The sequence below is a fragment of the Ulvibacterium marinum genome (assembly GCF_003626755.1).
In the GTDB taxonomy this organism is placed as follows: domain Bacteria; phylum Bacteroidota; class Bacteroidia; order Flavobacteriales; family Flavobacteriaceae; genus Ulvibacterium; species Ulvibacterium marinum.
In genome coordinates, this window is the sequence record NZ_RBCJ01000003.1 from 1,035,255 (window position 1) to 1,060,961 (window position 25,707).

Consider the following 25,707-nt stretch of genomic DNA (forward strand, 5'->3'; position numbering starts at 1 on the left):
GGTTAAAAAATGTTAACGTTTCGGTATACGAATATAGGCAACTTCCCAATTTACATTCTCCACAGGTATAAAATAAAAGGACGCTTTTGATACATTACGATACGGATATACCTAATATGACTCCAAAACATTTGCATAGGTATTTCAATGGGCTTATCTAAAGGAAAGCATATAAATGAAATAATTACGGGGATTGGTGTTTTGGTTGGATACTTCAGCAGAGAGCATAACAAAAACGAGCACTTATTGTCCCGATAACCAGTGACAGAATAGGATAAAAGTGTAAATTAGGGCGGATGTAACCAGTTATGCTTCATTATGACCAACTGAATTGAGAAATAACAAACGGGAAAGCCGAAAACCGACCAGAGTAGGCACTAAAGAACAACCAAAATCATGACAACTGAACAAAACACTCAAATTATTGACTCTTTGTACAACGCTTTTTCAACTGGTGATATGCCAACTGTTCTGGGATTGATGCATCCTAAAATTGAATGGAATGAAGCCGAAAGTAACTCGCTTGCAGATGGTAATCCTTACATTGGTCCAGATGCAATTTTAGAAGGTGTATTTGCTCGTCTTGGAGCTAACCATGAGCACTTTGGGTTGCAGGATGTTAAAGTCCACGGCATGAACGACAGTAAAGTCTTAGCTACTTTACGATATGATGCCAAAGTGAAAGCAACTGGCAAGGCTTATAATGCACAAGCCGCACATCTATGGACGCTTAACGATGAAGGAAAAATTACTGCCTTTCAACAATATGTGGATACTAAGAAATTGGCAGACTCTGAAAAGTAATTTTAATTACATCGGTTGATAAGTGACTATAAATAACGAAAGCACAACAATGGGTATAAAACATAGGACGGACAGTGCTTTCAGCAAGTTTAGTCGCGGTGGAAAAATACGCAGCTCCGAAATGTCCTACGTTTCATACACTCACCGTTGGGCATTCATTTAGAAGAAAGGGTGGCATTTGAGCACCAGATAAATGGAGACTGATTGAATATTCTGCAATAAGTAGGGTAATAGAAAAGAATAATATTCTAAATTTTTAAGAATGGAAGGATTAATAATGGATTATCCGCTGACAACAAATACTATTCTTGAGTATGGAAACAACGTGTATCATCATAAAAAAATAATAACCCATTTACCAGATGGAACGCGACATGAGTATCGTTTTGGTGATATGTATAAACGCTGTAAAAAATTAGCCAATGCGTTAACCCGGAAGTTAGGAATCACAAAAGGTGATATGGTGGGCACTTTTGCTTGGAATCATGGTCCTCATGTAGAATTATACTATGGGGTATCTGGTATGGGAGCTGTTTGCCACACTATAAATATTCGATTGTCTAGCCATCAAATAGAATATATTATCAATAATTCGGAAGATAAAGTGATTTTTGTTGATGCTACATTAGTCCCCCTTTTAGAAAAAATTGCTCCGCTACTGGAGACTGTAGAATATTACATTTTAATAAATGCAGCTGAAGATTTTACAACTACTTTACCAAATACATTGCATTATGAAGATTTGCTCGCTGACCAATCAGAAGATTTTGAGTGGCCTACGTTAAATGAAAATGATGCTTGCGGTTTGTGTTATACAAGCGGAACAACAGGTTTTCCAAAAGGGGTTTTGTATTCTCATAGGTCAACCTTTTTACACGCGACAACGATTATATCACCAAATGCAGGAAATTTTAGCAATAGAGATACAGTTTTATTGATTGTGCCCCAATTTCATGTCATGGCATGGGGTTTTCCATACTTGTGTCTCTTGTCCGGATCAAACATGGTACTCCCTTCTTCCAATTTGCAGCCTGAAGCCATTATTAAAATTCTTAAAGAAGAAAAAGTGAATAAAGCCAATGGTGTTCCAACTATATGGTTAGGCGTGTATGATGCCATGAAAATGAATCCTCCCAAAGAAAAATTAGCCCTCGAAGAATATATTGTTGGTGGTTCTGCATTGCCAAAAAGTCTTATTGAAGGTTTTGAGAAAGATTTCGGAATAAGAGGTGTTCACGCCTGGGGAATGACCGAAACATCTCCTCTAGGAACAGTAAGTCGAATACAGTCAAAACATGAGCGTTTATCAGAAAATGAAAAATTAGATATTCGCGCGAAGCAAGGTACTGCATTTCCAGGTGTAGAATTAAGGATTGTAACAGATGATGGGACTTTGGCCCCTACAGATGGTAAAACCATGGGAGAACTACAAGTAAAAGGGGCATGGACCGTAAGCTCCTACTTTAAGACGAATAATCATGAAAGCTTTACAGAAGATGGTTGGTTTAAAACAGGTGATGTGAGCACAATTGATGAAGATGGTTATATGGAAATCAAGGACAGAGCCAAAGACCTTATAAAAAGTGGCGGTGAATGGATCTCCAGTGTAGCACTGGAATCTGCATTAATGGCGCACCCTAAAATTAAAGAAGCTGCTGTAATTGCGATATCAGATGAAAAATGGGTAGAAAAACCTTTGGCTTCAATAGTCTTGGTGCATAATGAAGATAAAATTTTAGATGAAGAATTAATTGAATTTTTATCAAGAGACTTTGTAAAATATCAAATTCCCAAAGACTATGTTTATATAAAGGAAGTGCCAAAAACTAGCGTTGGTAAGTTTGATAAAAAAGAGATTAGAAGACTTTTTTCCGAAGGAAAACTTAATTAAGTAGAATAACCGCTGATTAGAATAAAATATAAAGGAAAAACGAAATGCCAACAAGGTATCCTATGAAAAGTCCTAATCCAGTTCCCTAGTTAATAATATTTTCTCCTCGCGGTCCACGCTTATCTTGGTTTTAAGAGTAGCATTTCCGATTGTAAAATTGGCTCCATGCCTTTTCTGTAGTAAGGCATAATTTCCTTTGCCATCTTCCTTTTAAAGCGTTATTCTTATTATTGCCTAAACAAATACATATCATACATTTGAGGTATGCATATCCTGGAACAAACCTTAAACGGAATTTCACAACTAGTAGCCATAATGGATGCTAAAATTCCGGTAAGGGCCTATACACCGATCGACTTATCTACCCATAACCCGGATTTGGAAGAGGTGGCCGTCACAGATCCCGACCAATGCCAGGCCTATATTGATCAAGTCCTAAAACAACATTCAGCGGCGGTAGCCTATGGCGGCTATTTGGAACAGCGGAATCTTTATGCGGATAAGTCGGGCTTTGCCACCCAAGGAAAGCCACCCCGAAACGTTCATTTGGGGATGGATTTTTGGGCATCGGCCGGAACTCAAGTAGTAACTCCATTGAAGGGAAAGGTGCATAGTTTTCAAAACAACACCACGCCCGGGGACTATGGCCCTACAATAATCCTGGTACATGAAGTCAAGGGCATGACCTTCCATACACTCTATGGGCATCTTTCCCTGGAATCCTTGGAGGGTTTATACAAGGGAAAGGAACTCCAACCGGGAGAGACCCTGGCTACCTTGGGTACGCCGGATATCAATGGAAACTATGCCCCGCACCTCCATTTTCAAATTATCCAGGATCTACAAAACAACCAGGGCGATTATCCTGGAGTATGTTCCCGTACGGACTTGGATTTCTATTCCCGCAACTGTCCGAACCCCAATCTTCTACTTAAACTATAGGTAGGGCTAAGCGAAACTGTAATCCGTATAGCCAGTTTCATCTGCGGTATAAAACGTATTTTGATCGGGTTCGTTGAGCTCCAATCCCTCTTCCAAGCGTTTGGGCAGATCCGGATTGGCCAAAAGAGGCCTACCGAAGGCGACCAGATCACCCTTGCCGTTTTCAAGATCTTTCTCCGCACGCTCTTTGTCATATCCGCCACTCAAGATAAATGTCCCTGCAAAAGCCTTTCGCATCGTTTCCTTGGTTTGTTGCGGGACTTCAGGGGCACCTAAGGCGGAATGGTCTACCACATGGAGATACACCAAGCCCAGATTGGAAAGCCCTTGGGTCAATTCGAAATAGGCCTCATCGATACCCTCAAAAATGCCCATACCGTTAAAAACACCATAGGGCGAAAGCCGAATCCCGGTTCTATCGGCTCCTATGGCCTCGGCAACGGCCTGGGCCACTTCCAAGGGAAATCTATTTCTGTTGGCCGCACTACCGCCATAGGTATCCTTCCTTTGGTTGGTAGTCGGATTAATGAATTGGTCTATGAGGTACCCATTGGCGCCATGAGGTTCTACACCATCAAAACCGGCCTCTATGGCATTTTTGGCTGCCTGGACATATTCGTTTTTGGCTGTTTCTATGTCCTGCAGGCTCATTTCCTTGGCCAAGGGATAGGTCTGCATCCCGTTTTGATCGGTATACATTTCACCCTCAAGTGGCACGGCAGAGGGGGCAAGGACCGTGGTTCCCTCAGGCATATTGTCCGGGTGCGAAACCCGCCCCGTATGCATAAGTTGAATGAATATCTTCCCATTTTCCCGGTGTACCGCTTCCGTCACCTTTTTCCAACCCTTTATCTGCGCATCACTATATATTCCTGGAATACGCGCATAGCCTACCCCATTGGGAGAGGGTGATGTGCCTTCCGTAATAAGCAGCCCAGCACTCGCCCTTTGGGCGTAATAGGTGGCCATTAAGTCATTGGGGATGTTATCTAAAGCCCGGCAACGGGTCATGGGGGCCATAACGATCCGGTTCTTCAACGAAATCGGACCCAGGTGGTAAGATTCAAATAGTTTCATGTTTCTCGTTTTAGTATCTAGTTACACGTTAAAATCCTGCAATTCTATTGCAGCTGCTTTAGTTTTTATAGACACTTTGGCCCTAAGCGTTATTGGGTTAATGATTATTGCATGATTTTGGAGAGTCTACAAAATAACCGAACAACTTGGTAACACAATAATAGTTTGCAGTTTCATTGTTTCTTTAAAAACCACGATTTCCAATCCAAAGTAGTTTGTTTTTTCCGAAGTCTGAAGATAGGAATGTTCCCCATAAATCCAAAGGAGGATGTATTTTAAACGTTGCGGATAGTTTTTCAGCATGATTTTTTGATAAAAAGAAGAGCTTTAATCCCGTTAAAATGCACCTTCTTTCGGTAAAGTGATTTTGGGTCTTTGTCCGTTCACCGATGATATTTTGCACTTTATCCCGATTTCTGTCAGATACCGAAAAATAAGGGGTTTTCAGCGAATCGAAACCCGGTAGGGTACCCTTCGCGGCGTTTTTATTATATAAAAACGCAAGTCATGAAAACGCTAGTAACTTTAATCTTTGTTCTCTTCATCGGAATCACTGCCCAGGCTCAGGATACTACTTCTGAAGTAAAGGTTGAGACCATTGAAATGGGAATCGTTACCGAGACCGTTGAAGAAGGGGTTTCTTTTGAGAACGAAACTGAGGTTGCCCGTTTGTACAAGCGTTCCAATGCCAAGGTAAAAAAGGCTTTGTCTTTTACAACTAAAAGAAACCGAGCTAAATTGGCTTAATCCTCCCTATCAGATTTAACCTTCTAGAAGACTTGCAATATTCACTTTAGATGTAACGAAGTATATGCATCGGACAATTCTTTCACCTTTTCAGGATAGGTTGATGCCAAGTCCTTCAGTTCCGTGGGGTCTTCCTTCATGTTATAGAGTTCCCAATCCCCGCCATTGAGCCGTACAATTTTATAATCCCCTTTTCGGAACATACGGAACTTATCCAGGCCGGAAACAAAATAATCGGGCTCCTTTCTTTCTTCGCCCTTAAAAATGGGTAGGAGGGAACTCCCTTGAAGCGGTAGGGTGGCATGGCCGTTTATAGAGTCTGGATAGGAAGTTTTCAGTACCTCCAAAAAAGTAGGGGCCATATCCACCACATGGCCGGGTTGTTTGGTAATGGTCCCCGGGGCAATACGATCGGGCCAATACGCGATAAAGGGAGTATGGCTCCCGCCTTCGTGTCCGCATTGTTTGTATTGCCGAAAGGGCGTATTTCCCAAATTGGCCCAAGTTGCTCGAAGGCTCCAATAGGAATCCGCCGGGCCCGGGGCTACATCCTTTACCTTATTGGTATAAAAGGGGCATGAACCATTATCCACTAAAAATAGGACAAGGGTATTCTCCAATTTTCCATTTTTACGCAGTTTATCCAGCACCCGACCAATGTTTTGGTCCATTCGGTCTACCATGGCCGCAAAAACGGACATTTCCAAATCCAGGGAATCTTGGGCCGATTCAGATAGGCCATCCCAGGGATAATAGTCCACATATTCTGGTACCAAAGGTTTTCGAAATTGGTTGAGGTTACCTTCCGGCGGACTTAGTTCAGTGTTTTCAGCTATCACGCCCAATTGTTTCATCTTCGCAAAACGCTCCTTTCGCAATTCATCCCATCCCTTGAGGTAGGTACCCCGGTACTTGGCGATGTCTTCCGGTCTGGCCTGTAGGGGATAATGTGCCGCATGATAGGGAAGATATAAAAAGAAGGGCTTATCCTTTTCAAAAGTATCGTCCAACCAGTGTAACGCATAGTCCGTTATAAAATCGGTTTTGTACATGGGAGATTGTTCAAATTGAATGTCTTCGGCCTTTAACTCTCGGCCATTGAGATAAAACGGCCGTTCAAAATCCCCGGATGGCGGACGAAAATATTCCGTGGTAGCCCAAAAGGTAAAGGCTTGGTCAAATACATTTTCGGCCTTGCAATACTCGGGCACCCAGGAATCAAAGTGCTCCTTTCCGCTCATGATGTTTTCATATCCCGCTTTTTTGGTCAGATGCGCCAGATGAACGGCCCCATTCCCCCCAGTGTACAATCCGGTCAACAGGGACGAGCGCGTAGGATTGCATTTGGCCATATTATAGAAGGTAGCAAACCGCATGCCGCCTTCGGCCAAAAAATCGATATTCGGGGTCTGGATTTCACTACCATAGCTACCAATATCCGAAAAGCCAATATCATCGGCCATAATCAAAACGATATTGGGTCTTTTCTCAACCCTTTTCTTTGTGTTACAGGAATACAGGTAAACCACCAACAAGGCAAACAGAAGGTATTTTTTCATGGAAGTATCTATAATTGGGCATAAATCGCCCGCCCTATAAAGTTAGGATTATCTCCTTAATTTATTTAAATGGACCGATTTATCCTATCCATTTTTTAAATGAACGGGTTTTTTTATGATGAAATCGAGAGCTTTAATCCCGTTAAAGTGCACCTTCTTTCGGTAAAGTGATTTTGGGTTCTTGTCCGTTCACCGATGCTATTGTGCACTTTATCCCTATTCTTGTCAGATACCGAAAAATAAGGGGTTTTCAGCGAATCGAAACCCGGTAGGATGCACTTCACCGCGTTTTTATTATATAAAAACGCAAGTCATGAAAACGCTAATAACTTTAATCTTTGTTCTCTTCATCGGAATCACTGCCCAGGCTCAGGATACTACTTCCGAAGTAAAGGTTGAGACCCTAGAAATGGGAATCGTTACCGAGACCGTTGAAGAAGGAGTTTCTTTCGAGAGCGAAACCGAGGTTGCCCGTTTGTACAAGCGTTCCAATGCCAAGGTAAAAAAGGCTTTGTCCTTTACAACGAAAAGAAACCGAGCTAAAATGGCCTAATTCTCACTTTTAAAACTACCGATATTTTTCTGGAACTTCCGTAATCTGTTTTATATATAGGTCTTTGTAGAATACTTCGGCACCTTCTGACTGCAAGATAATCTTTCCCGAATGGAGCTTTTCCTGGGTCGACATTTTCCTGGAATTGAAAAGCCGCATGACTACTTTACCATTTACAATATGGATGCTGGAATCTCCGAGGGCAATCAATTCCACGTCGTTCCATTCCCCATGGGATCTTTCCGCATCAAAAGCTTTAAAGACCCTTCGCTTCGCCAAACTATCGTGGGTTGCCGTTTTGAGTATGTCGGCAAAGTAATAGGAGCGTAAAGGTGCATTATCTTTATAGATATAATATACACTATCCTTGAGAACACTTGGGATATCGATTTCCACATCGCCTACGGGCCAGTAATCGCCCATATCGCCCTGTTGTATTTGTAGTTCTTGAGACCCCATCCAATTGTATACCGAACCGGGTACGCCAAAACCATGGTAAAGCAGACCACTGTCCCTAGGTCCTTTTTCCCTTGGAGGATGCATACCTTCGCCCCACTTCGTTTTTAACTTCAAATGATAGTTTTGATAGTCCTGTTCCGTATAGATCATTCCCCAGGCCACACCGGAAATACGGATGGCCTTTCCATCATCGGTGTCCACTAGGGTAATTACTTCCAAGGGGTCATTATCGATGCCAAAGGGGGTTAGGGTATTGCCCAGGCTATCGGTTTTCATTTGGTACGGGGTTCCTAGATATTTATGCCAGCCGTTCAGATCTTGGCCATTCCATAGGGAAATCCATTGTTCAGCGGTTTCGATATTTTTCTTTTCAGACTTGCAGGAGTTGAGGGCTATAATCAGGAATAGGACAAAAAACCTTTTCATGGTAGGGTTATCTTAGGTTGATGCCTTAAGATACTATAAATAAATGCATTGATTGCAATTATTGGTTGAAACCCTGACTGCATTTCGACAAAGCTCAATGGTCACGGCCTGCGGGTATGCGCTTTTGGTGTTTCCGAATTTTCGGGGCTAGTTTCCACAAATATCTGGGTTTTCAAAAAGTTATCGAGTTACTAAATCATCGTTCCCGCAATAAAAAATGACTTAAAACCCAATAACCTAAATAACCTATCCTGTCCTCCCGATTCAATTCAGGACTTATCTGCTGCTGCTTCCCGCAAAAACGAAATCGGGGTAGGATGCTCGATAAAATACCTATCCTTTCGGTAAAGTGATTTTGGGTCTTTGTCCGTTCACCGATGCTATTGTACACTTTAACCCGATTTCTGTCAGATACCGAAAAATAAGGGGTTTTCAGCGAATCGAAACCCGGTAGGATACCCTTCGCGGCGTTTTTATTATATAAAAACGCAAGTCATGAAAACGCTAGTAACTTTAATTTTTGTTCTCTTCATCGGAATCGCCGCCCAAGCTCAGGATACTACTTCCGAAGTAAAGGTCGCGACCCTAGAAATGGGAATCGTTACCGAGACCGTTGAAGAAGGAGTTTCTTTCGAGAACAAGACTGAGGTTGCCCGTTTGTACAAACGTTCCAATGCCAAGGTAAAGAAAGCTTTGTCTTTTACAACGAAAAGAAACCGAGCTAAAATGGCCTAAGAAATGTTTTATTCTCGAACAACATCTTCCAAAACCGCCCAAACATTATCGGCCACAATTTTTTGTCCTTCAATAGTTGGGTGTATGCCGTCCTCCTGGTTCAATTCAGGATTACCTGCCACGCCTTCCAACAAAAAGGGAATCAAGGGCAATGTGTTTTTCTCTGCCAAATCCGGAAATATCTTGCGAAATTCCGAAGTATAGTCCTGTCCCATATTAGGGGGTATCTGCATACCGGTAAGAATTATTTTAGTATTTGGATTTTTCTGCCGTACCGCATCGATAATGGCCTGTAAATTGGTTCTTGTCTCTGCAAGGGGAATCCCCCGTAATCCGTCGTTGGCCCCTAGTTCCAGTATAAAAATATCGGCCTTTTGGTTCAATACCCAATCCAATCTGTTTCTTCCACTGGCCGTGGTCTCCCCACTAAGTCCGGAATTAATGACCGTGTAATTCATTCCCAAGGAATTCAATGTATCCTGAATAACAGCGGGAAAAGCTTCTTGGGGATCAAGACCTAGTCCTGCGGTAAGGCTATCCCCAAAGAAAATAATAGTCTTACTATCCTCCTTACTGATTTCCTCTGTAGGGGAATCTACCGATTCGTTAGAGGGATCATCGGGCTTCTGTGTGGATTTACCACCACAGGACAGCAATAGGAACAGGGAGAAAAAATAACAAAGTTTTAAGAGTGTATGCATGCTGACAGGGTCTAAATATCGAAATCATTTCCTTATTTTGTCCTTTTTGCCCTTGGGCATTTTAGAAAAGGACCATGACAAAGATATTAAACGTTAGCCACCTTGGGAAGACCTACACCAGTGGTTCTAAAGAATTAACCGTATTGGATGATATATCCTTTACTATAAATGAGGGGGATACCTTTGCCATCGTTGGGCCTTCAGGAAGTGGAAAGACTACATTGTTGGGGCTCTGCGCGGGACTGGATAAACCAGGTACGGGTAGCATTGAACTTTGTGGAACCGAGCTTCAATCCCTCAGTGAGGATGAAAGGGCGTTATTGCGTAACCAAAAAGTAGGGTTTATTTTTCAGGATTTTCAATTGTTACCTACCCTTACCGCTCTGGAGAATGTAAGTGTACCTTTGGAATTGCAGGGTGCCAAGAATGCGAGTATCGTAGCCAGAGAGCTGTTGGAGAAAGTTGGATTGGCCGATCGCGTAAACCATTATCCTTCCCAACTTTCCGGAGGAGAGCAACAACGGGTAGCGTTGGCCCGGGCCTTTTCCAATAATCCCTCAATTTTGTTCGCCGACGAACCTACGGGCAATCTGGACGAGGAAACGGGCGAGAAAGTGGTAGAACTACTTTTTGAACTCAATAAGGAAGCCGGCACAACCTTGGTAATCGTAACCCACGATTTGGATCTGGCCCGAAAAACACAGCATATTCTAAAGCTAAAGGGCGGTAAAATCCTGGCACAGGAAAAAGCAATAGCGTAGTGAACAAGACCGACCGAAATTTGAAGACGGCAGCAGGTGCCCAGTGGTTGTTGAAAATGGCCTGGCGGGACAGTAAGGCCAGCGGGAAAAGGTTGCTGCTTTTTATGGCTTCCATCATTTTGGGTATTGCGGCCGTCGTATCCATCCAATCCTTTAGTGAAAGCCTCAAGGACAACATTACATTACAATCCAAGGCCCTTATGGGGGCCGATTTTCGGATAGATACCAAGCAATTGCCCTCTGAAAAAGTCCAGGCTCTTATTGATTCTCTTGGTGCCGAGGCGATGGAAGTAAAGTTTGTCTCCATGGCCGCTTTTCCGAAAAGTGGATCGACCAAATTGGTACAAATTCGCGGTATGGAAGGGGGATATCCCTTGTACGGCGATTTGGAGACCTATCCGGAGAACGCTGGCGATACCTATCAAGAAAAGAACGGGGCTTTGGTAGATGCCACCGTAATGCTACAGTTTAACCTGAAAGTTGGGGATAGCATAAAAGTTGGGGATGTTACCTTTCCCATTATAGGACGATTGGATTCCGGCCCGGGAACTACCGGTGTATTTAGTTCGGTCGCCCCACCGGTCTGGGTACCGTATGGTTCCATTGAAGCAACCGGATTGCTGCAGACCGGAAGTCGCATAGAGTATAATTATTTTTTTAAGGCCGATGCGAATACTGACTTAAGCACTTTAAACGATAAACTAGATCCCTTGTTGGATGCCGAAAAGGCCGATTTGGATGTCCATACCATAACGAGTCAACGTATGGGACGTAGATTCGAAAATGTAGGCAAGTTTTTGAATTTGGTAGCTTTCATTGCCTTGTTGTTGGGCTGTGTGGGCATTGCCAGTTCGGTACATATCTATATCAAAGAGAAGTTACGTTCCATAGCTGTGCTTAAATGCATTGGAGCTACTCGAAAGCAAACGTTTTTGATTTACCTTTTACAAATTGCGGGGTTGGGACTTTTTGGTGGAATAATCGGGACGGCGGCAGGGTTGATCCTTCAGCAGTCCTTTCCCTTGTTGTTACAGGATTTCCTACCCTTTGAGGTAGTGCTTTCGCTTTCCGCGAGGCCTATTATCATGGGATTGTTGCTAGGTATTTTAATGTCCGTTCTGTTTGCATTGCTACCCTTGTTGAGTACGTGGTTCGTTTCGCCCTTGCAAGTTCTTCGTATCCAGGAAGGAACTCCCGAACGTTCTAGAAAAGCGATGGTATTAGTCATGGCTGGCATTTTGCTGTTCATTTTGGGATTTGCCCAATGGTTGTTGGATAATTGGAGGTACTCCCTCTATTTTGTACTCAGCGTATTGGCCGTTTTTTCAATTTTGGGTGGTTTGGCCAATTTGCTCATGCGGGGTGTAAAGAAATATTTCCCTACTTCATGGGGATTCACCGCTCGTCAGAGCTTACTGAATCTCTTTCGCCCCAATAACCAGACCTTGGTCTTGATCTTGGCCATTGGGGTAGGGGCTTTTTTGATCAGTACGCTTTATTTTAGCAAAGACATCTTATTGGCCAAGGCTCGAGTGGAGGACAGCTCACAGAGTCCCAATATTATTCTATTGGACGTACAGACCGAACAGAAGGATTCCGTAGCCCAGAGCATATTGCCCAAGGGGCTTCCGGTCATTGATAATATCCCTATTGTGACCATGCGCATTCATAGCATCAAAGGGAGGGCCGTGAACGAACTTCGCCAGGATACCACCCTGAACATGAACAAATGGATCCTTAACCACGAATTTAGGGTCACCTATCGCGATTCACTGATTGATTCGGAAATGCTTACCAGTGGTGAATGGATTTCCCAGGCCGATGTGGATGTTCCCATTCCTATCTCCGTAGCCGATAATATTGCGCGGGATGCAAAGGTGGTGGTAGGGGATACGATACTGTTCAACGTACAGGGCGTATTAATGAAGACTTTTGTGGGTAGTGTTCGTGCCGTTGACTGGGGTAGGATGCAACCCAACTTTTCCATACTCTTCCCCAAGGGCATCTTGGAGAATGCGCCCCAATTTCATGTATTGACCACTAGGGCCCCGGACGAGGCCGCTTCCGCACAATTACAACGGGAATTGGTCCGCAAGTTCCCCAACGTTTCTATTTTGGATTTGCGTCAACTTCTTGGGATATTGGAGGGCATTCTTGATAAGATCTCCTGGGTTATCAACTTCATGGCCTTTTTTAGTATCCTTACAGGTGTTATTGTGCTCATAGGTTCGGTACGAACTAGTAAGTATCAACGTATTCGAGAAAATGTATTGTTACGTACCTTGGGGGCCAAGAGTCCACAAATCTTAAGGATTACCGCTTTGGAATACTTCTATCTGGGTATTTTGGGAAGTGCCATGGGTGTTTTGCTCTCTCTCTTCGGGGCACAACTGCTGGCACGCTTTGTATTCGAGGTACCTTTTGCTCCCTCTTGGGCACCTTTCCTGATTCTATTGCCCGGGATTACGGCCTTGGTGTTGTTGATCGGCTTGGGCAATAGCCGAAGTGTTATCCAAAGCCCGCCTTTGGAAGTATTGCGGAAGGAGGGAGGTTGAACAATCCTGCATTATGCCGTTGAAAGAACGAAAAATGAGTAAATTAAAATTCCAATTAAGACCTATATCATGAATTACAGGAATATCCCCAAGACCGAATTAAAGGTTTCCGAAATTTGTTTGGGTACCTGGGCGATGGGCAATGATTTTTGGGGCGATGTAGATGACAATGCTTCGATACGAACCATACAGGCTGCCTTGGACTCGGGCATTAATTTTATCGATACGGCACCGGCCTATGGGGCCGGACATGCGGAAAGTGTGGTAGGTAAGGCCATAAAGGGACGTCGGGATAAGGTAATCCTCGGTACAAAGACTGGGGTTACCCGTACTTCGGACAGTTTTTTACGCGATCTTAGGCCGGAGACCATTCTTAGGGAAATAGATGAATCGCTTTCGCGTTTGGGGACGGATTATATCGATTTGTATCAGATACATTGGCCCGATGTCAATACTCCCTTGGAGGATTCCTTGGAGACCCTTTTAAAACTCCAGGAGCAAGGGAAATTCCGGTATTTGGGTGTTTCCAATTTTACCACGGAACTGATGGAACAGGCCAAGGGTTTGGCCACTATTGTAAGTCTTCAGCCGAATTATTCTATGCTTCAGCGGAAAATAGAGGAAACTTTGGTCCCTTATTGTCTTAAAAATGAGATTGGGCTTACCACCTATGGTACCCTTGCAGGTGGGCTGCTGACCGGAAAATATCGGGAACTCCCCAATTTTGATGAAAATGATAATCGCAGCCGCTTTTATAATTATTATCGGCCTGAAATTTGGTCACAGATTCAGGGATTACTGTCACTTTTGGATGTTTTAGCGGAGAAGTATAAATGCCCTGTATCTTACATTGCCATTGCCTGGGCTCTGCAACAGCCAGGAATTGTTTCGGTACTGGTAGGAGCCAAGAATGAAGAACAAGCGATCTCCAATGCGGCAGCGTCCACCATCAAGTTAACCGAAGGCGAGGTTCAGGAAATAGACCAGTATATTCGAAAGGAGCTAGCGACCGTTGCCTTTTAAGAATGTCCTTAGGGTTTTAAAGAATAGGCTTTTATGGGGTTTTCAATTGTAATGAGATTTATTTCCGCTTTGGTAAATCCTAACTTTTGAAGACGCGGCAACAAAACTTCATGTATAGTCTGGTAAGGCACATTTTTCCCCTTATCAAAAGGAACAAGATTAATAGTACCCTTTTCATCTTCAACGCCCCAGCCATAGTCGTGGGAAATCAAAAGCCGGGGAAGAAGCTGGTTTTCCTTTAAGATGCGGATCATATTGATATAGCTATCCATTTTTTCGGAACTTACACCATCCAAACTGATCCATACCCCTCTTTTGGCCAGGGCTATCCTTTCTTTATCCTTACCATTCTGGGCATGGACCCATATCATGTTTTTGCCATCTACCCCTGCCTTCGTTATAATTTGATATTCCGAAAGGGCCGCTTCCCCATCCCCAGTATGCATGGTCATTTGTAGGCCACTTTTTTTATGAAGGATAAGCGCTGCGTTTAACAACTTCTCCTCAATGGCATCCAAGGGCCCCTTTCCTACGCCCAGTTTTATAAATCCGGGTCGGATACGCGTGTTGCCAATACCTTCCTGCCATTCCTTTTCCCAGCGTTCCGCCAAGGTCTTGCTACTTTCGGTGTAGGCATGTTTGGGTAGGAATTTTTTATTAACCGCAGCATAATAACCCGTATTGGTAACGATTTTGAGACCCGAAAGCTCAGAAAGCGCCTTGAGCAATTCCACATCCCGACCAATATAGTTGGGCGTGCATTCAAAGAACAGGCCGTAGCCCTTTTCCTTTAAGTTTTTAAGATGGGGCAGAATAGTGGTTATAGCATTATCCTTGGAATAACGCGGTTGAGGTGCAATTTCCGCGCCTAAAAAATCCGTGGTGACATGCTCATGAGGTAATATGCTACCTAGATTTTCCAACCCGATTTTTCCGGTGACCGTCATGATAAAGGCACCTTTAGCTTCCTCTTGGGACCACAAGGAGACTGGTCCCGATAGGAGTGCAATGAGGATAAGCAGTTGCCATTGTCTTATACATAACTGATTTTGATTCCTTTTGCTTAAATGAATATCTCTGGTGCCTAGGGAATTTTTCATATAGAAAGTTATTAATTGTCACCCGGTATACCAAGACTTTGGACAGATGATTTATAATGCTATATTTAGTGTTTTAGCCCACTTTTCCACGAATGAAAAAAGGACTTTTCAAAAAGATAATACATAACGTCCACTTGTATGTGGGTCTTATCATTGGCCTTCTATTTTTTATTATTGCGCTTTCCGGGGCGCTATATGCCTGGGATGCAGAGATTGGCCAAAAGATCTACAAACAAAATGTTGTCGGCCAGGACGTACCTTTTGTGCCGGTTTCCAAACTAAGGACAGAGCTCGCCCAAGAGTTTCCCGAAGGGGATTTCAGGGCAGTAACTTTCCAGGGGAAATCTTCCACTGCCAAAATATTGGTATATGCACCGGGCACCTATTACTACGCTTTTATGAATCCTTACACGGGAAAGATCCAACATCTACAAAATATGAAGGAAGGCTGGTTGAACCACTTGAAATCCTTGCACCGCAATTTGCTTTTGGGCGATGTAGGGAGGGTAATTGTACATTGGGTCACCCTTTTATCTTTTTTTATGGTAGTGACCGGATTGATCCTTTGGTGGCCACAGCGGAAGTCACGAAGAAAATACCATTTTACCATTAATCTAAAATCCAGACCAGTAAAACTGAACTACGACTTGCACAATGTATTGGGTTTCTATGCCTCATGGATAGGCATTTTTATTGTTCTAACAGGTGTCTTTTGGGGATTTGAACCCATACGAAATGGGTTAAAGCTATTAACCGGGGAAAATAAAATGGTGTATGATACTCCTGTTTCGGAAATGGAAGGGAAAACCCTGGATCACGATCCAAGCCAGAAAGTGGATAGTTTGGCCACTACTTTTTTAGAACAATTTCCCAACAAGCGCGTACGAATAAGTTACCCCCACAAGGAGACGGATGCGATACACCTCGCAGTAATACACCCGGAACAATTGGTGTATAGCACGGATCACTATCATTTTGACCAATATACCGGAGCCTTGCTCCTAGGGAACTTCCAGAATACTATCCATAGTAGGGCCAGTGTCTTTACCACTTTAAATGGACTCGTTTATGATATTCATTTGGGAAACATAGGCCACTTTTGGGGCCGCCTATTTGTTAGCCTTACGGCTTTGGTCTTAGCCTCCCTACCCATTACCGGCTTCATTATTTGGTGGGGAAAACGCAAGACTTAGGTGGGGTAATCTGAAGTCAACTTTCCGGATAGTTGGATTAAGCGCTCAAAGCACTATTCCTTAAGCTTTCCATACAACCATGCATTGCGCAATTCCCTTTGTTCTGGAAAGGTCCAATGTTGTGTCTCTTGAAAAACGTGTAGTTCCTTTTTGGCATCGATTAAGTTGTAGGCAGCAAACATGGAAGCCGGGGGGCACACATTATCATTGTATCCCCAACTGTACCATCCCGGTATTTTTACGAATCGAGCAAAATTGACGACATCAAAATATTTGGAAGTTTCTATTTTTTCGGGTTTGTTGGTATACTCGTCCAAGAAAATTTGGGGCCAACCTCCAGCGCGACCGTGCAAAAATCCGGTTAGGTCGGAAAGTGCAGGATAAAAAGCAGCCAAATAATCGATTCGTTCGTCCAATCCAGCGGTAATGATGGACAACGCACCTCCCTGACTTCCACCGGTAACCCCAATATCCTGGCCGTTAAAGCTTTCGAGGCTTTCAATGAAATCCACGGCCTTGACACAACCCAAATAGACCCGTTTGTAATAGGCATTTTCCTTGTCGTCCAAATTGGTAGTCCAATAGCTGTTCAACGCACCCCGCATGAGATTGTCGTACACTTTCTTCTCCATAGTTACGGGTATCCCATGAATACCAATGGTAAAAGATAGAAATCCAGCTTCGGCATCGGAGATTTCCCCATAATAAGGCCGAATACCGGCCCCGGGAACCCGTAAGATCGCCGGGTATTTTCCATCCTTTTTCGGCCTACATAATATTCCGTAGATTTTGCCCTTGATGTTGTCCAGTTCTACATGGTAAACATCCACCTTGTCCGTACACCTTTCCGGTAGCAATGTCAAGATAGGGTTTATGGGAATCTCTGCCAGTTCTTCCTTGCCTTTGTTCCAAAACTCCTCAAAGTCCTTCGGTAGCGTAGTGGTCGGTTTTATGTTATTGGGGTCAAAACCCACAGTGGTATACGAGGAATATTCCTTGCCATCAACCGTTACAGTTGCCGTACAACGTAAAAACCCGGGTTCGTTCATTTTCTTGGCCTTTACTTTTGCCGTCCCATTTTTTAAGGATAGGGTTCCTTCTTGCCAAATTTCTATCATACGGTAACCGGGATCCGGTTGTATGGTATAGCTGATTTCCATCCCTTCCGAGGGAACATTATTTCGTAAAACGGCAATGGAAAACTCTGGCCGATCACCAATTTCGTAAGTCCAATCGGTTTCGTCTGGGGATACGATTACTTTCACCAATTTCCTTTGCGGTTGAGCATGTGTGTAAAAGGAAAGGAGTACTATGCAAACAAGGGAGAGATGCCATCTGATGTTCATGTCGGATATTTTAATTATGATTGCTGGGTCCATTGGATATTTGCGGAATATACTAAAATGAAAGCATACTATGGAGTGCAACGGACCAAAGGTTGAAATGGACTTGGAAATTCAGGACGAAATGACCGTTGTGCGGAGATGTTTTGCCTAGGTTGTAAATTATACTTTTGGCCCTTTAAGGCTTCTTACCTATGATATACAGATAATCCCCCAAATCATTTTCATAGGATTTTCTGATTTGTGCGTGTTTTCCGGTATCCAGGTCCTTTCTCAAATCCGCCAACCCTTTTTCTACTTCTACCCGATGTGCCAAGGACGAAAAAGAAGAAATCCCATGCCGTACATTGTCATCAAAATAAATCTCGGCATTTTGCTTCCCGCAATACAGAAACTTGTCCTGTAGGTCTGGACGAACAAAATATTTTTCGGTTTTGTGTAGTTCAAAGCCAGAGCTAATCATTGCCTCTTCCACTTGAGTATAGGAAGGCATTTGGGCTATGGAATCGGACAACATTTTTGGGAAATACCGATTTAACCAATAGCCTTCCATTTGTTCCGGAGTGGATGTAAAAATCACGATTCTACCTTCGTCCTTTAAAATTCTAAAAAGCTCTGCAGCCCCTTTTTTTAGGTCAGGCCAATGATGTATGGTAAGTGAAGCTATTATACCGTCAATAGATGCAGTCTCCAACCCCGTGCATTCCGCAGTGCCCATACGCCAATAAATCTCCTGGTTTCGGGATTTGGCTTTTTCCAACATGGTTTCGGAGGGGTCGATTCCTATGAAACTGAGTCCTTTTTTTTGGAGGGCATCCGTATAATTTCCTGTCCCGCAGCCTATGTCCAGATATATTCCATTTGTATTGGGATTTAGGTGATGATGCAATCGCTCGGCAAGGTATGTATCCGCTTTACGGGTCCGGTCATAATTATGACCAATGGTATCGTATTTTTCTTTTGTGCTTTCCATGCCGATATGTTTTCCAATGTACCAAAAAGGACTAAAAAGGAGTTGATATTGGGTGTTAAAACATTCCCTTTGTGTCAAAAAATTTTTGGGAAGGTGAATCTAATTATTGCTATTGGCGAACTAAAGTGCAGCAGGTAAAACAAACTTTTTAACAATTTTGAAAAGCTTTGAATTGGTGGCATAATTACCTCCCGTAAAAACAATCACCATATCAAGATCTGGGAAAACCATAATCGATTGTCCGCCCCAGCCACCTGCTCTGAAGGCCTTGAGTTGCCTCCCTCTATGCGAAAATTCACTGGTCCACCAGGAATGGCCATATCCGTTTCTGCCTGAGTCCTCGCCAGGAATATTGATTCTTTTGTTATTACCATATATCTTGGAACTCCTTATTACCCAATCTTCTGAAACAATTTTTTCTCCCTGCCATGAGCCTTTATTTAGATATGTGATACCAAACTTCAACATATCACGGGACCTTAGGTTTAAGGATCCATCAGTGGCAAAAGCCCCATTCTCAAATTGATACCATGAGGTTGAGTCTATACCCAATTTTCTAAATAAATAGTTTTTCGAGAATTCAGCCACGTCCATTCCTGAAGCCGTTTTGAGAATTTCTCCTAAAACAATCGTCCCACCCCCATTATAAGTGAATTCTTCCCCGGGAGTACTTTGCAGTTCTTTTTCCAGAACACATTTTATAGGGTCGGTCGAACAGTCCGAATAAATTCGGTCTATATCATTGGCAGAGGTACCATGTGGGGCTCCCCATTCATCCCAAGCCAATCCAGAGGTCATGGTTAATAGGTGTTCTATGGTGATATGTTCCTTTCCATCTTTTTTAAAGTTTTGATAATCAGGTAAGTAATCGAAAATAGATTGTTGTGCATTGGCTATAAAACCTTTTTCAATGGCTATTCCAATACAGGCCGAAATAAAACTTTTGGTACATGACATGATGGGATGCGCTGTATCCTGATTCCATTGTACAAAAGAACCATGGTAATCTGGTGCGTCCCATTGATATTCGTGTCCTTCGAAATAGGCTTCGAACACTAATAGATTCTCCTTATAAATAAGCATGGAGTGGACTTCGTTAAACTTACCACACTTGATTTTTTTCCAGAGCTTTGCCATTATGGCTGTATCCAAGTTTACCTCTTGAAGCGTACCTATAACCAATCCGTCCCCTAAATCCAAAGGTGGATCATATGAGTAATCTGGATTACAGGTACGACAACCTTGAAAACACAAAGCCAGAACGGACAAACATAGTATGTGTATTATCCTGTTCACGTTGATATGTTTTTACTTGCATCCATCCGTTAGCTCCATAAGCAGTTGGATTTGGTAGTGGGTATTAAAAAATTATCGAAAAGGATACTTGGCTTTCTAAAGTAAAAGTAGACTTATTTCACTATAAAAGTTGATTGCAAAAGATCGTTTTTCGCAGATGAACTGCCTATATAAAGTTCGTAGGTCATGCTTTCGACCTCCCAGTTTTCCGTGGCCGGATTATACCAGGCCAAATCCTTTGCGGCTACATCTAGAAGTGCCTTTTTGGTCTCACCGGCTTTTAGGTGAACTTTTTTGAACCCTCGTAATAGTTTTACAGGTCGGTCAACAGTTGAGTTGGAAAAACCTATATACAGTTGAACTACTTCCTTTCCGTCAACTTCACCGGTGTTTGAGACGTTTACTTCAACCTCCAAGAGGTCATCCATGGAGATTTCCTGGGTTTTGACTGCAAGTGAATCATAGGTAAAATTGGTATAACTTAACCCAAAGCCAAACGGATATGCCGGAGTTGTTCCTTTTTTGTCGAAAAGGGTATACCCATGATAATACCCATATTTAAAATTTTTGGTATACGGTGTAAAGGGAGGATAATCCTTTTGATTCTTGGCAATTGAAAAAGGCAGTTTTCCGCTCGGGTTTGCATTACCATATAGAATATTGGCCAGAGCCGTTCCCCCTTCCATACCTGAATACCAGGAAAATAGTATGGCCGGTACATCATCTTCCCAAGTGGACATGTCAATCGCGCTACCACCGACATAGACCACTGCCAAGTTATCGTTCATAGGGTGTAATGCCTTTATCAGCATTTCGTCCTGTTCCAACAAACTTAAATCCTCCCTATCGCCACCTATGGTAACTTTCCCAAGGGATTTACCGGCCTCTGCCGCTTCTTCCATCTGTTCCCTGCTGAAGATAATATATTCCCCTTCATCCTCATGGGTAAAACCTACTACCAGAACGATTTCGTCAGCATTTCCGGCCAGTTCTTTAGCTCTTTCAAGATCACTTCCATCGTCCAGGATTACTTTGTTTCCTTGGGCCTGGTGATGTTTCTGGATGCCTTCAAAAGGAGTTTCCACATATAAGGGCTTGGAATCACTACTACCACGATCACCCGTGTTTTCCAAGTCCGCTAGTCTGCCGATAACGGCGATTGTTTTCCCTTCTTGGTTTTTAAAAGGTAGGATTCCCTCATTTTTTAGCAATACCATACTCTCCTCGGCTGCTTCCCGGGCAAGCTCTATGCTGGAAGGTTTGCCAATATCACTTGTCGGATAGTTGTCCTGATCATCGATCAAAGCATACTTTAATCGTGTGGAAAGGGATCTGGTCACTATTTTATCAATATCCGACTCCGATATCTCCCCTGAATCCAAACCTTCCTGGATGACCTCTTGAGTATACACTTGCTGAAATGGCATTTCCACATCCAGTCCGGCTTGTACTCCTTTAATACCATCATATACGCCCATTAGCCAATCTGTGGTCACAAAGCCCTCAAATCCCCAATCATCACGTAAAATATGGGTCAGTAGTTCCTTATTGCTTCCACAGAATTCTCCATTTACGGCATTGTAGGCACTCATAATGGATGCGGGCTTACCTTTTTGGACGGTTTTTTTGAAATGTGGAAGGTATACTTCACGCAGCGTTCTTTCGTCCACTTCCACATCGACGACCCATCTGGAATTCTCAATACTGTTCAATGCAAAATGTTTAGGACATGCCATTATGTTATGCTTTTCCAGACCCTTAACGGCCGCGACCCCGAACTCACCCAATAACCATGGGTCTTCCCCATAAGTTTCCTGTGCCCTTCCCCATCCTGGATGCCGCAATAGATTAATGCATGGCGTAGCCGCATAGTTAACCTTATTGGCCCGCATTTCAGAAGCGATAACCTGGTTGATACGATATTCCAGATCTGGATTCCAACTCGCTCCACGGGCCATACCCACCGGGAATGTGGTTACCCCTTTAACATCCTTGCCCAGCACCCGCGCTCCACGAGGTCCATCGGATAGTACCCAGGGCGGTATCCCCAATCGTTTGTTTTCGCCAACATAAATGTGGGCAAAGCGCTTCTTGACCAGAAAATTGGTCGCTAACTTTGCCATCCCGCTAGCATATGGTTCCCCGTACATCTGCGCTATTTTTTCATCCAAACTCATCTGAGCGACTAAATTTTTGGCCATTACCTTGGTATCGGTATTCGCATATTCCTTTTGAAGATTCTCTTCGGAAACATAAAGCGAAGGCTTATCGTAGTTGAGATTAACTATTACAACAATGCTAAGGATTACTAAAATCAGGGCAACTACAATGCCGAACCACTTGAGCAACTTTAATACGATTCTTTTAAATTTAGACTTGGCCATATTTGTGTCATTTTGCCACAAATATATAAAATGTGGCGTTTTGCCACAAATTTTTACATTTGTATTTATGGACGTTCAAAAATTTTTAAATCAAGGGGAAAAACTCTATTTGCCCAATGTCTCCGTGGATATCGTTATTCTCGGTTTTAAGGACGGGGAATTAAAGGTCTTATTATTGGAATTTGAAGGAAGTTGGGCCTTGCCCGGAGGCTATGTAGGGAAAGACGAATCCGTCTCCGATGCTGCCGTAAGGGTATTGGAGGAACGGACCGGGTTGCAACAACCCTATTTAAGGCTTTTTCAGGTATTTGGGGATAGGGATCGAAATTTTGCCTCCGAGTTTGAGCGACTGTTAAAAGCAGCAGGATATCACTGGAACAAGGACTTATGGATCAATGGGCGATTTATATCATTGGCCTACTATGCCTTGATTCATATAGAGGACGCTCGGCCTACGGGCGGCATCTTTTCCCAACCCTGTGCTTGGCACAATTTGGATGATCTGCCCCCAATGTTGATGGACCATGCCAAGATAGCACTTGAATCGCGAACACAGTTGAAAAGGGATATCGGGATGGAACAAATATCCTTTAACCTTTTGCCAGAGGAGTTTACCATGCCCCAATTGCACAAACTACACGAACGCATTCTTGAAAGGAAATTGGAACGGAGCCGATTCCAGAAGAAAATGTTGTCCCTGGACATATTTGAACGGTTACCGGAACCCAAGGCGGACGCTCCTAGACGCAAACCTTTTTTATATCGCTTTAAAAAAGAAGGTTAACCAAGGTGTATCTGCTTTTAGAATCACATATTTCAGAAGTAAAAGGTGTACTAGCCTGTTAAATATATAAAGGTAGTGCTCTGATTTCTCAATGAAGAGTTTCCAAACCACCGATAAAAGTCCGATTTTTTCGGTGAGTTGAATTGGCAGGGAATTCCGTTCGCCGAGACTTTTTTACACTTCATCCGTATTTTTTACATTAACCGAAAATAGGTGTCTTTCAGCGGTTTACAGGACATCCCAGCCTGTAATCGGGGTTATCTTTAAGTAACCCAATCGCACTGACATGAAGTCTATTTTAACCTTGCTTATCGTCCTTCTCTTCGGAGCTATGGCCTTGGCACAAAACACACAAACCGATGTTAAAGTGGAGTCTATTGAAATGGGTGTTGTTCTGGATGGTAGCCTTACTATTTCTATCGCTACTCTCCAAAGTTCGCAACCCATCCAAGACCAAGTCGCGCGTTTATACAAATTCAGAAATGCAAGAGTAAAGAAAGCCCTGTCTTTCAGTACTAAAAAAACGAAAGCCAAATTAGCCTAAAGGTTCCCCAATACCTTAACCTAAAATCTATTAGCTATGATCTTTGCATTTATTACCGTTTCAGCCCTTTTAGTAGTCGCGTATGTTGCCGCCTTTCCAAAAACCAAAGGCGTTTTGAGACCTTTAAAGGTGCCCGTACGTAAATAATGAATTTAATGATGTATATAAAATAATGTTTCCAACCGCCACTTTCTCATGTTAACAACATGATTTGTTCCCCTTCCTTAAGGAAGGGGAATTTTGTTTACTCCTTTATCCCAGGTTGCACGATTTTATATCCCGTTTTTTGTTTTTCCAAGATAACCATTTGCCTTACTTCTTCCAGTAATGCCTTGGCATCATAGATGATGCCATCCTTGATGGTATATTTTACGCCGCCCACACGTACTACCTCATTATCTTTAGTCAATTTAATGGCCCCGGTACCATAGAGTACCTTTAAGTTTTTTAAGGGGTTTTCCTCTACCACCACAAAATCGGCCAACTTACCAATAGCCACGGTTCCCAAGGTTTTGTCCGCACCCAAGGCCTCGGCTCCGTTTAAGGTAGCCGCACGGATAACCTCCAAAGGATGAAAGCCAACTTCCCGTAATAGCTCCAATTCGCGAACATAGGCAAAACCGTACAATTGAAAAATAAATCCAGAGTCGGAACCTGTGGTCACCCGTCCGCCCCGATTTTTATATTCGTTGATAAAGGTCATCCACAGTCGGTAATTTTCCTTCCAGGCTACTTCTTGCTCCGTACCCCAATCATGCCAATAGCTACCATGGGATATCTTGCTGGGCTGATAAAATTCCCAAAGCGATGGGAGTGTATAGACCTCGTGCCATTCGGCACGCCTTGCCCTTTGTAGGTCGCGACTCGCCTCATAAATATTAAAGGTGGGATCTATAGTAAAGTCCAGTTTCAAAAGCTCATCCATTACCGTATTCCAATGTTCTGAATAGGGTTTGGCTGCCTGGGCCCAAAGTTTCCCTGCATTTTCGAAGCGATGTTGTTCGTTTTGATAGTTGTAGTCCAGGGGGTAATCCTGTACCGTACGTTCATTGAATAAGGCTTCGGGCAGTCCATACCAGTGTTCCATACTCGTAAGTCCCGCGCGTGCGGAATGCAAAACGTTCCATCTGGCTACACTCAACTGAGCATGATGACAAGCGGAGCCCAATCCCAACTTTTTGTTTTCATTTAGGGCAGCTTCCATAATTTCGGGCTCGGCCCCGAAGAATTTAATGCCGTCCGCTCCCTCTTTGGCATTGGCCCGTACCCATTCCCTTGCTTGTTCCGGAGTAGTGATGGGAACCCCTTTTAAAGGATCAAAATTACCACTAGTCTGCCCAAAACCGGTATAGGCAAAAATACGGGGCGCTACAATTTCATTCTTTGCACTTTTGCGTTTCAGATCAAGTGCAAAATCTATCCCTCTACCGCTGGGTTCTCGAACTGTGGTAATTCCATGTCCCATCCATAGACGGAAGACATAATCCGGTTCCGCTCCTTGTGCCACCCCACCGATATGGCCATGCATATCAATAAAACCTGGAAGGAGATACATGCCAGAGCAGTCCAATTCCTTTCCTCCAGGTTTTAACAGAGGTCTTTTACCGGCATTAATTTTTACACCAGGATATCCTACCACTTGAATATCCGTGATCATATTATTCTCCACCACTATATCAATAGGGCCTTGTGGAGGTGCCCCGTTCCCATTGATCAGTGTAACCCCTCGGATAATAAGTTGGGTGTGCGGACCGTCTCCTTCTGGGGATTGGGAATAGGCCATTTGTGCTAAAACGAATATCGTGAGTAAGATTCTTTTTTTCATTTTTGGTTTTTATCTTTTCATTGCGAATCCGT

General features: G+C 43.3%; 22 protein-coding genes. 12 read left to right on the plus strand and 10 right to left on the minus strand.

The features are described from left to right. Nucleotides 1-396 precede the first annotated feature (396 nt). The 3 genes from D7Z94_RS17685 (at nucleotide 397) to D7Z94_RS17695 (ending at nucleotide 3,637) form a co-directional block, all read left to right on the plus strand. Nucleotides 397-804 (plus strand): nuclear transport factor 2 family protein, encoded by a 408-nt coding sequence (locus D7Z94_RS17685; protein ID WP_120712883.1) that lies wholly within the window; start codon nucleotides 397-399, stop codon nucleotides 802-804. A gap of 262 nt (nucleotides 805-1,066) precedes the next feature. Next, a complete protein-coding gene (locus tag D7Z94_RS17690) occupies nucleotides 1,067-2,695 on the plus strand; it encodes a long-chain fatty acid--CoA ligase (RefSeq protein WP_120712884.1) in 1,629 nt (542 codons plus the stop codon). Between the two features lie 264 nt (nucleotides 2,696-2,959). Continuing rightward, nucleotides 2,960-3,637, plus strand: a complete 678-nt coding sequence (locus D7Z94_RS17695; RefSeq protein WP_120712885.1) for a peptidoglycan DD-metalloendopeptidase family protein — start codon at nucleotides 2,960-2,962, stop codon at nucleotides 3,635-3,637. Between the two features lie 6 nt (nucleotides 3,638-3,643). Here the strand turns inward: D7Z94_RS17695 and D7Z94_RS17700 are convergent, their stop codons facing one another. Beyond that, complete coding sequence (locus D7Z94_RS17700; RefSeq protein WP_120712886.1) at nucleotides 3,644-4,714, minus strand: alkene reductase; 1,071 nt, start codon at nucleotides 4,712-4,714, stop codon at nucleotides 3,644-3,646. A gap of 507 nt (nucleotides 4,715-5,221) precedes the next feature. Here D7Z94_RS17700 and D7Z94_RS17705 point away from each other — a divergent pair. After that, entirely contained in the window at nucleotides 5,222-5,461 is a 240-nt protein-coding gene (locus D7Z94_RS17705; RefSeq protein ID WP_120712887.1) for a hypothetical protein, read from the plus strand. Between the two features lie 41 nt (nucleotides 5,462-5,502). Here the strand turns inward: D7Z94_RS17705 and D7Z94_RS17710 are convergent, their stop codons facing one another. Beyond that, on the minus strand, nucleotides 5,503-7,020 hold the full coding sequence (locus D7Z94_RS17710; protein ID WP_120712888.1) for an arylsulfatase: 1,518 nt from the start codon (nucleotides 7,018-7,020) through the stop codon (nucleotides 5,503-5,505). Nucleotides 7,021-7,333: 313 nt separating this feature from the next. On the opposite strand from D7Z94_RS17710, the gene D7Z94_RS17715 reads away from it, so the two are divergent. Then, nucleotides 7,334-7,573, plus strand: coding sequence for a hypothetical protein (locus D7Z94_RS17715; RefSeq protein ID WP_120712889.1), 240 nt, complete (start codon nucleotides 7,334-7,336; stop codon nucleotides 7,571-7,573). A 15-nt stretch (nucleotides 7,574-7,588) separates the two neighbouring features. On the opposite strand, the gene D7Z94_RS17720 is transcribed toward D7Z94_RS17715, so the two are convergent. Continuing rightward, nucleotides 7,589-8,458, minus strand: a complete 870-nt coding sequence (locus tag D7Z94_RS17720; RefSeq protein WP_120712890.1) for a 3-keto-disaccharide hydrolase — start codon at nucleotides 8,456-8,458, stop codon at nucleotides 7,589-7,591. A gap of 495 nt (nucleotides 8,459-8,953) precedes the next feature. Between D7Z94_RS17720 and D7Z94_RS17725 the strand changes: the two genes are divergently transcribed. Further along, the gene (locus D7Z94_RS17725) at nucleotides 8,954-9,193 is read left to right on the plus strand and encodes a hypothetical protein (RefSeq protein ID WP_120712891.1); all 240 of its coding nucleotides are present in this window, start codon (nucleotides 8,954-8,956) and stop codon (nucleotides 9,191-9,193) included. Nucleotides 9,194-9,201: 8 nt separating this feature from the next. On the opposite strand, the gene D7Z94_RS17730 is transcribed toward D7Z94_RS17725, so the two are convergent. Further along, nucleotides 9,202-9,894, minus strand: a complete 693-nt coding sequence (locus D7Z94_RS17730; protein WP_120712892.1) for an arylesterase — start codon at nucleotides 9,892-9,894, stop codon at nucleotides 9,202-9,204. A gap of 74 nt (nucleotides 9,895-9,968) precedes the next feature. Between D7Z94_RS17730 and D7Z94_RS17735 the strand changes: the two genes are divergently transcribed. The 3 genes from D7Z94_RS17735 (at nucleotide 9,969) to D7Z94_RS17745 (ending at nucleotide 14,233) form a co-directional block, all read left to right on the plus strand. Next, nucleotides 9,969-10,655 carry an ABC transporter ATP-binding protein gene (locus tag D7Z94_RS17735; RefSeq protein ID WP_120712893.1) on the plus strand — a complete coding sequence of 229 codons (687 nt, stop codon included), beginning with the start codon at nucleotides 9,969-9,971 and terminating at the stop codon, nucleotides 10,653-10,655. A 56-nt stretch (nucleotides 10,656-10,711) separates the two neighbouring features. Beyond that, complete coding sequence (locus D7Z94_RS17740) at nucleotides 10,712-13,210, plus strand: ABC transporter permease (protein ID WP_120712894.1); 2,499 nt, start codon at nucleotides 10,712-10,714, stop codon at nucleotides 13,208-13,210. A 69-nt stretch (nucleotides 13,211-13,279) separates the two neighbouring features. Next, the gene (locus D7Z94_RS17745) at nucleotides 13,280-14,233 is read left to right on the plus strand and encodes an aldo/keto reductase (protein WP_120712895.1); all 954 of its coding nucleotides are present in this window, start codon (nucleotides 13,280-13,282) and stop codon (nucleotides 14,231-14,233) included. Nucleotides 14,234-14,241: 8 nt separating this feature from the next. Here D7Z94_RS17745 and D7Z94_RS17750 read toward each other — a convergent pair whose 3' ends face one another. Next, entirely contained in the window at nucleotides 14,242-15,333 is a 1,092-nt protein-coding gene (locus D7Z94_RS17750; protein ID WP_120712896.1) for a phosphotriesterase family protein, read from the minus strand. Nucleotides 15,334-15,425: 92 nt separating this feature from the next. Between D7Z94_RS17750 and D7Z94_RS17755 the strand changes: the two genes are divergently transcribed. Beyond that, nucleotides 15,426-16,526, plus strand: a complete 1,101-nt coding sequence (locus tag D7Z94_RS17755) for a PepSY-associated TM helix domain-containing protein (protein ID WP_120712897.1) — start codon at nucleotides 15,426-15,428, stop codon at nucleotides 16,524-16,526. A 53-nt stretch (nucleotides 16,527-16,579) separates the two neighbouring features. Here D7Z94_RS17755 and D7Z94_RS17760 read toward each other — a convergent pair whose 3' ends face one another. The 4 genes from D7Z94_RS17760 to D7Z94_RS17775 form a co-directional block, all read right to left on the minus strand. Then, on the minus strand, nucleotides 16,580-17,872 hold the full coding sequence (locus tag D7Z94_RS17760) for an acetylxylan esterase (protein WP_120713205.1): 1,293 nt from the start codon (nucleotides 17,870-17,872) through the stop codon (nucleotides 16,580-16,582). Nucleotides 17,873-18,047: 175 nt separating this feature from the next. After that, on the minus strand, nucleotides 18,048-18,842 hold the full coding sequence (locus tag D7Z94_RS17765; RefSeq protein WP_120713206.1) for a class I SAM-dependent methyltransferase: 795 nt from the start codon (nucleotides 18,840-18,842) through the stop codon (nucleotides 18,048-18,050). A gap of 120 nt (nucleotides 18,843-18,962) precedes the next feature. After that, nucleotides 18,963-20,138 carry a serine hydrolase domain-containing protein gene (locus D7Z94_RS17770; RefSeq protein WP_147415924.1) on the minus strand — a complete coding sequence of 392 codons (1,176 nt, stop codon included), beginning with the start codon at nucleotides 20,136-20,138 and terminating at the stop codon, nucleotides 18,963-18,965. 113 nt (nucleotides 20,139-20,251) lie between these two features. Continuing rightward, nucleotides 20,252-22,522 (minus strand): beta-glucosidase, encoded by a 2,271-nt coding sequence (locus D7Z94_RS17775; RefSeq protein ID WP_120712899.1) that lies wholly within the window; start codon nucleotides 22,520-22,522, stop codon nucleotides 20,252-20,254. Nucleotides 22,523-22,589: 67 nt separating this feature from the next. Between D7Z94_RS17775 and D7Z94_RS17780 the strand changes: the two genes are divergently transcribed. Continuing rightward, nucleotides 22,590-23,306, plus strand: coding sequence for an NUDIX hydrolase (locus tag D7Z94_RS17780; RefSeq protein ID WP_158594674.1), 717 nt, complete (start codon nucleotides 22,590-22,592; stop codon nucleotides 23,304-23,306). Nucleotides 23,307-23,592: 286 nt separating this feature from the next. After that, nucleotides 23,593-23,850, plus strand: coding sequence for a hypothetical protein (locus tag D7Z94_RS17785; RefSeq protein ID WP_120712900.1), 258 nt, complete (start codon nucleotides 23,593-23,595; stop codon nucleotides 23,848-23,850). 244 nt (nucleotides 23,851-24,094) lie between these two features. Here the strand turns inward: D7Z94_RS17785 and D7Z94_RS17790 are convergent, their stop codons facing one another. Further along, nucleotides 24,095-25,675: an amidohydrolase family protein gene (locus tag D7Z94_RS17790; RefSeq protein ID WP_120712901.1), complete on the minus strand. Its 1,581-nt coding sequence runs from the start codon at nucleotides 25,673-25,675 to the stop codon at nucleotides 24,095-24,097. Nucleotides 25,676-25,707: the final 32 nt, after the last annotated feature.

Bases quoted from the DNA above. Each gene is read 5' to 3' on its own strand.
- D7Z94_RS17685 (WP_120712883.1), top strand. From the start codon at position 397: ATGACAACTGAACAAAACACTCAAATTATTGACTCTTTGTACAACGCT.
- D7Z94_RS17690 (WP_120712884.1), top strand. From the start codon at position 1,067: ATGGAAGGATTAATAATGGATTATCCGCTGACAACAAATACTATTCTT.
- D7Z94_RS17695 (WP_120712885.1), top strand. From the start codon at position 2,960: ATGCATATCCTGGAACAAACCTTAAACGGAATTTCACAACTAGTAGCC.
- D7Z94_RS17700 (WP_120712886.1), bottom strand. From the start codon at position 4,714: ATGAAACTATTTGAATCTTACCACCTGGGTCCGATTTCGTTGAAGAAC.
- D7Z94_RS17705 (WP_120712887.1), top strand. From the start codon at position 5,222: ATGAAAACGCTAGTAACTTTAATCTTTGTTCTCTTCATCGGAATCACT.
- D7Z94_RS17710 (WP_120712888.1), bottom strand. From the start codon at position 7,020: ATGAAAAAATACCTTCTGTTTGCCTTGTTGGTGGTTTACCTGTATTCC.
- D7Z94_RS17715 (WP_120712889.1), top strand. From the start codon at position 7,334: ATGAAAACGCTAATAACTTTAATCTTTGTTCTCTTCATCGGAATCACT.
- D7Z94_RS17720 (WP_120712890.1), bottom strand. From the start codon at position 8,458: ATGAAAAGGTTTTTTGTCCTATTCCTGATTATAGCCCTCAACTCCTGC.
- D7Z94_RS17725 (WP_120712891.1), top strand. From the start codon at position 8,954: ATGAAAACGCTAGTAACTTTAATTTTTGTTCTCTTCATCGGAATCGCC.
- D7Z94_RS17730 (WP_120712892.1), bottom strand. From the start codon at position 9,894: ATGCATACACTCTTAAAACTTTGTTATTTTTTCTCCCTGTTCCTATTG.
- D7Z94_RS17735 (WP_120712893.1), top strand. From the start codon at position 9,969: ATGACAAAGATATTAAACGTTAGCCACCTTGGGAAGACCTACACCAGT.
- D7Z94_RS17740 (WP_120712894.1), top strand. From the start codon at position 10,712: ATGGCCTGGCGGGACAGTAAGGCCAGCGGGAAAAGGTTGCTGCTTTTT.
- D7Z94_RS17745 (WP_120712895.1), top strand. From the start codon at position 13,280: ATGAATTACAGGAATATCCCCAAGACCGAATTAAAGGTTTCCGAAATT.
- D7Z94_RS17750 (WP_120712896.1), bottom strand. From the start codon at position 15,333: ATGAAAAATTCCCTAGGCACCAGAGATATTCATTTAAGCAAAAGGAAT.
- D7Z94_RS17755 (WP_120712897.1), top strand. From the start codon at position 15,426: ATGAAAAAAGGACTTTTCAAAAAGATAATACATAACGTCCACTTGTAT.
- D7Z94_RS17760 (WP_120713205.1), bottom strand. From the start codon at position 17,872: ATGAACATCAGATGGCATCTCTCCCTTGTTTGCATAGTACTCCTTTCC.
- D7Z94_RS17765 (WP_120713206.1), bottom strand. From the start codon at position 18,842: ATGGAAAGCACAAAAGAAAAATACGATACCATTGGTCATAATTATGAC.
- D7Z94_RS17775 (WP_120712899.1), bottom strand. From the start codon at position 22,522: ATGGCCAAGTCTAAATTTAAAAGAATCGTATTAAAGTTGCTCAAGTGG.
- D7Z94_RS17780 (WP_158594674.1), top strand. From the start codon at position 22,590: ATGGACGTTCAAAAATTTTTAAATCAAGGGGAAAAACTCTATTTGCCC.
- D7Z94_RS17785 (WP_120712900.1), top strand. From the start codon at position 23,593: ATGAAGTCTATTTTAACCTTGCTTATCGTCCTTCTCTTCGGAGCTATG.
- D7Z94_RS17790 (WP_120712901.1), bottom strand. From the start codon at position 25,675: ATGAAAAAAAGAATCTTACTCACGATATTCGTTTTAGCACAAATGGCC.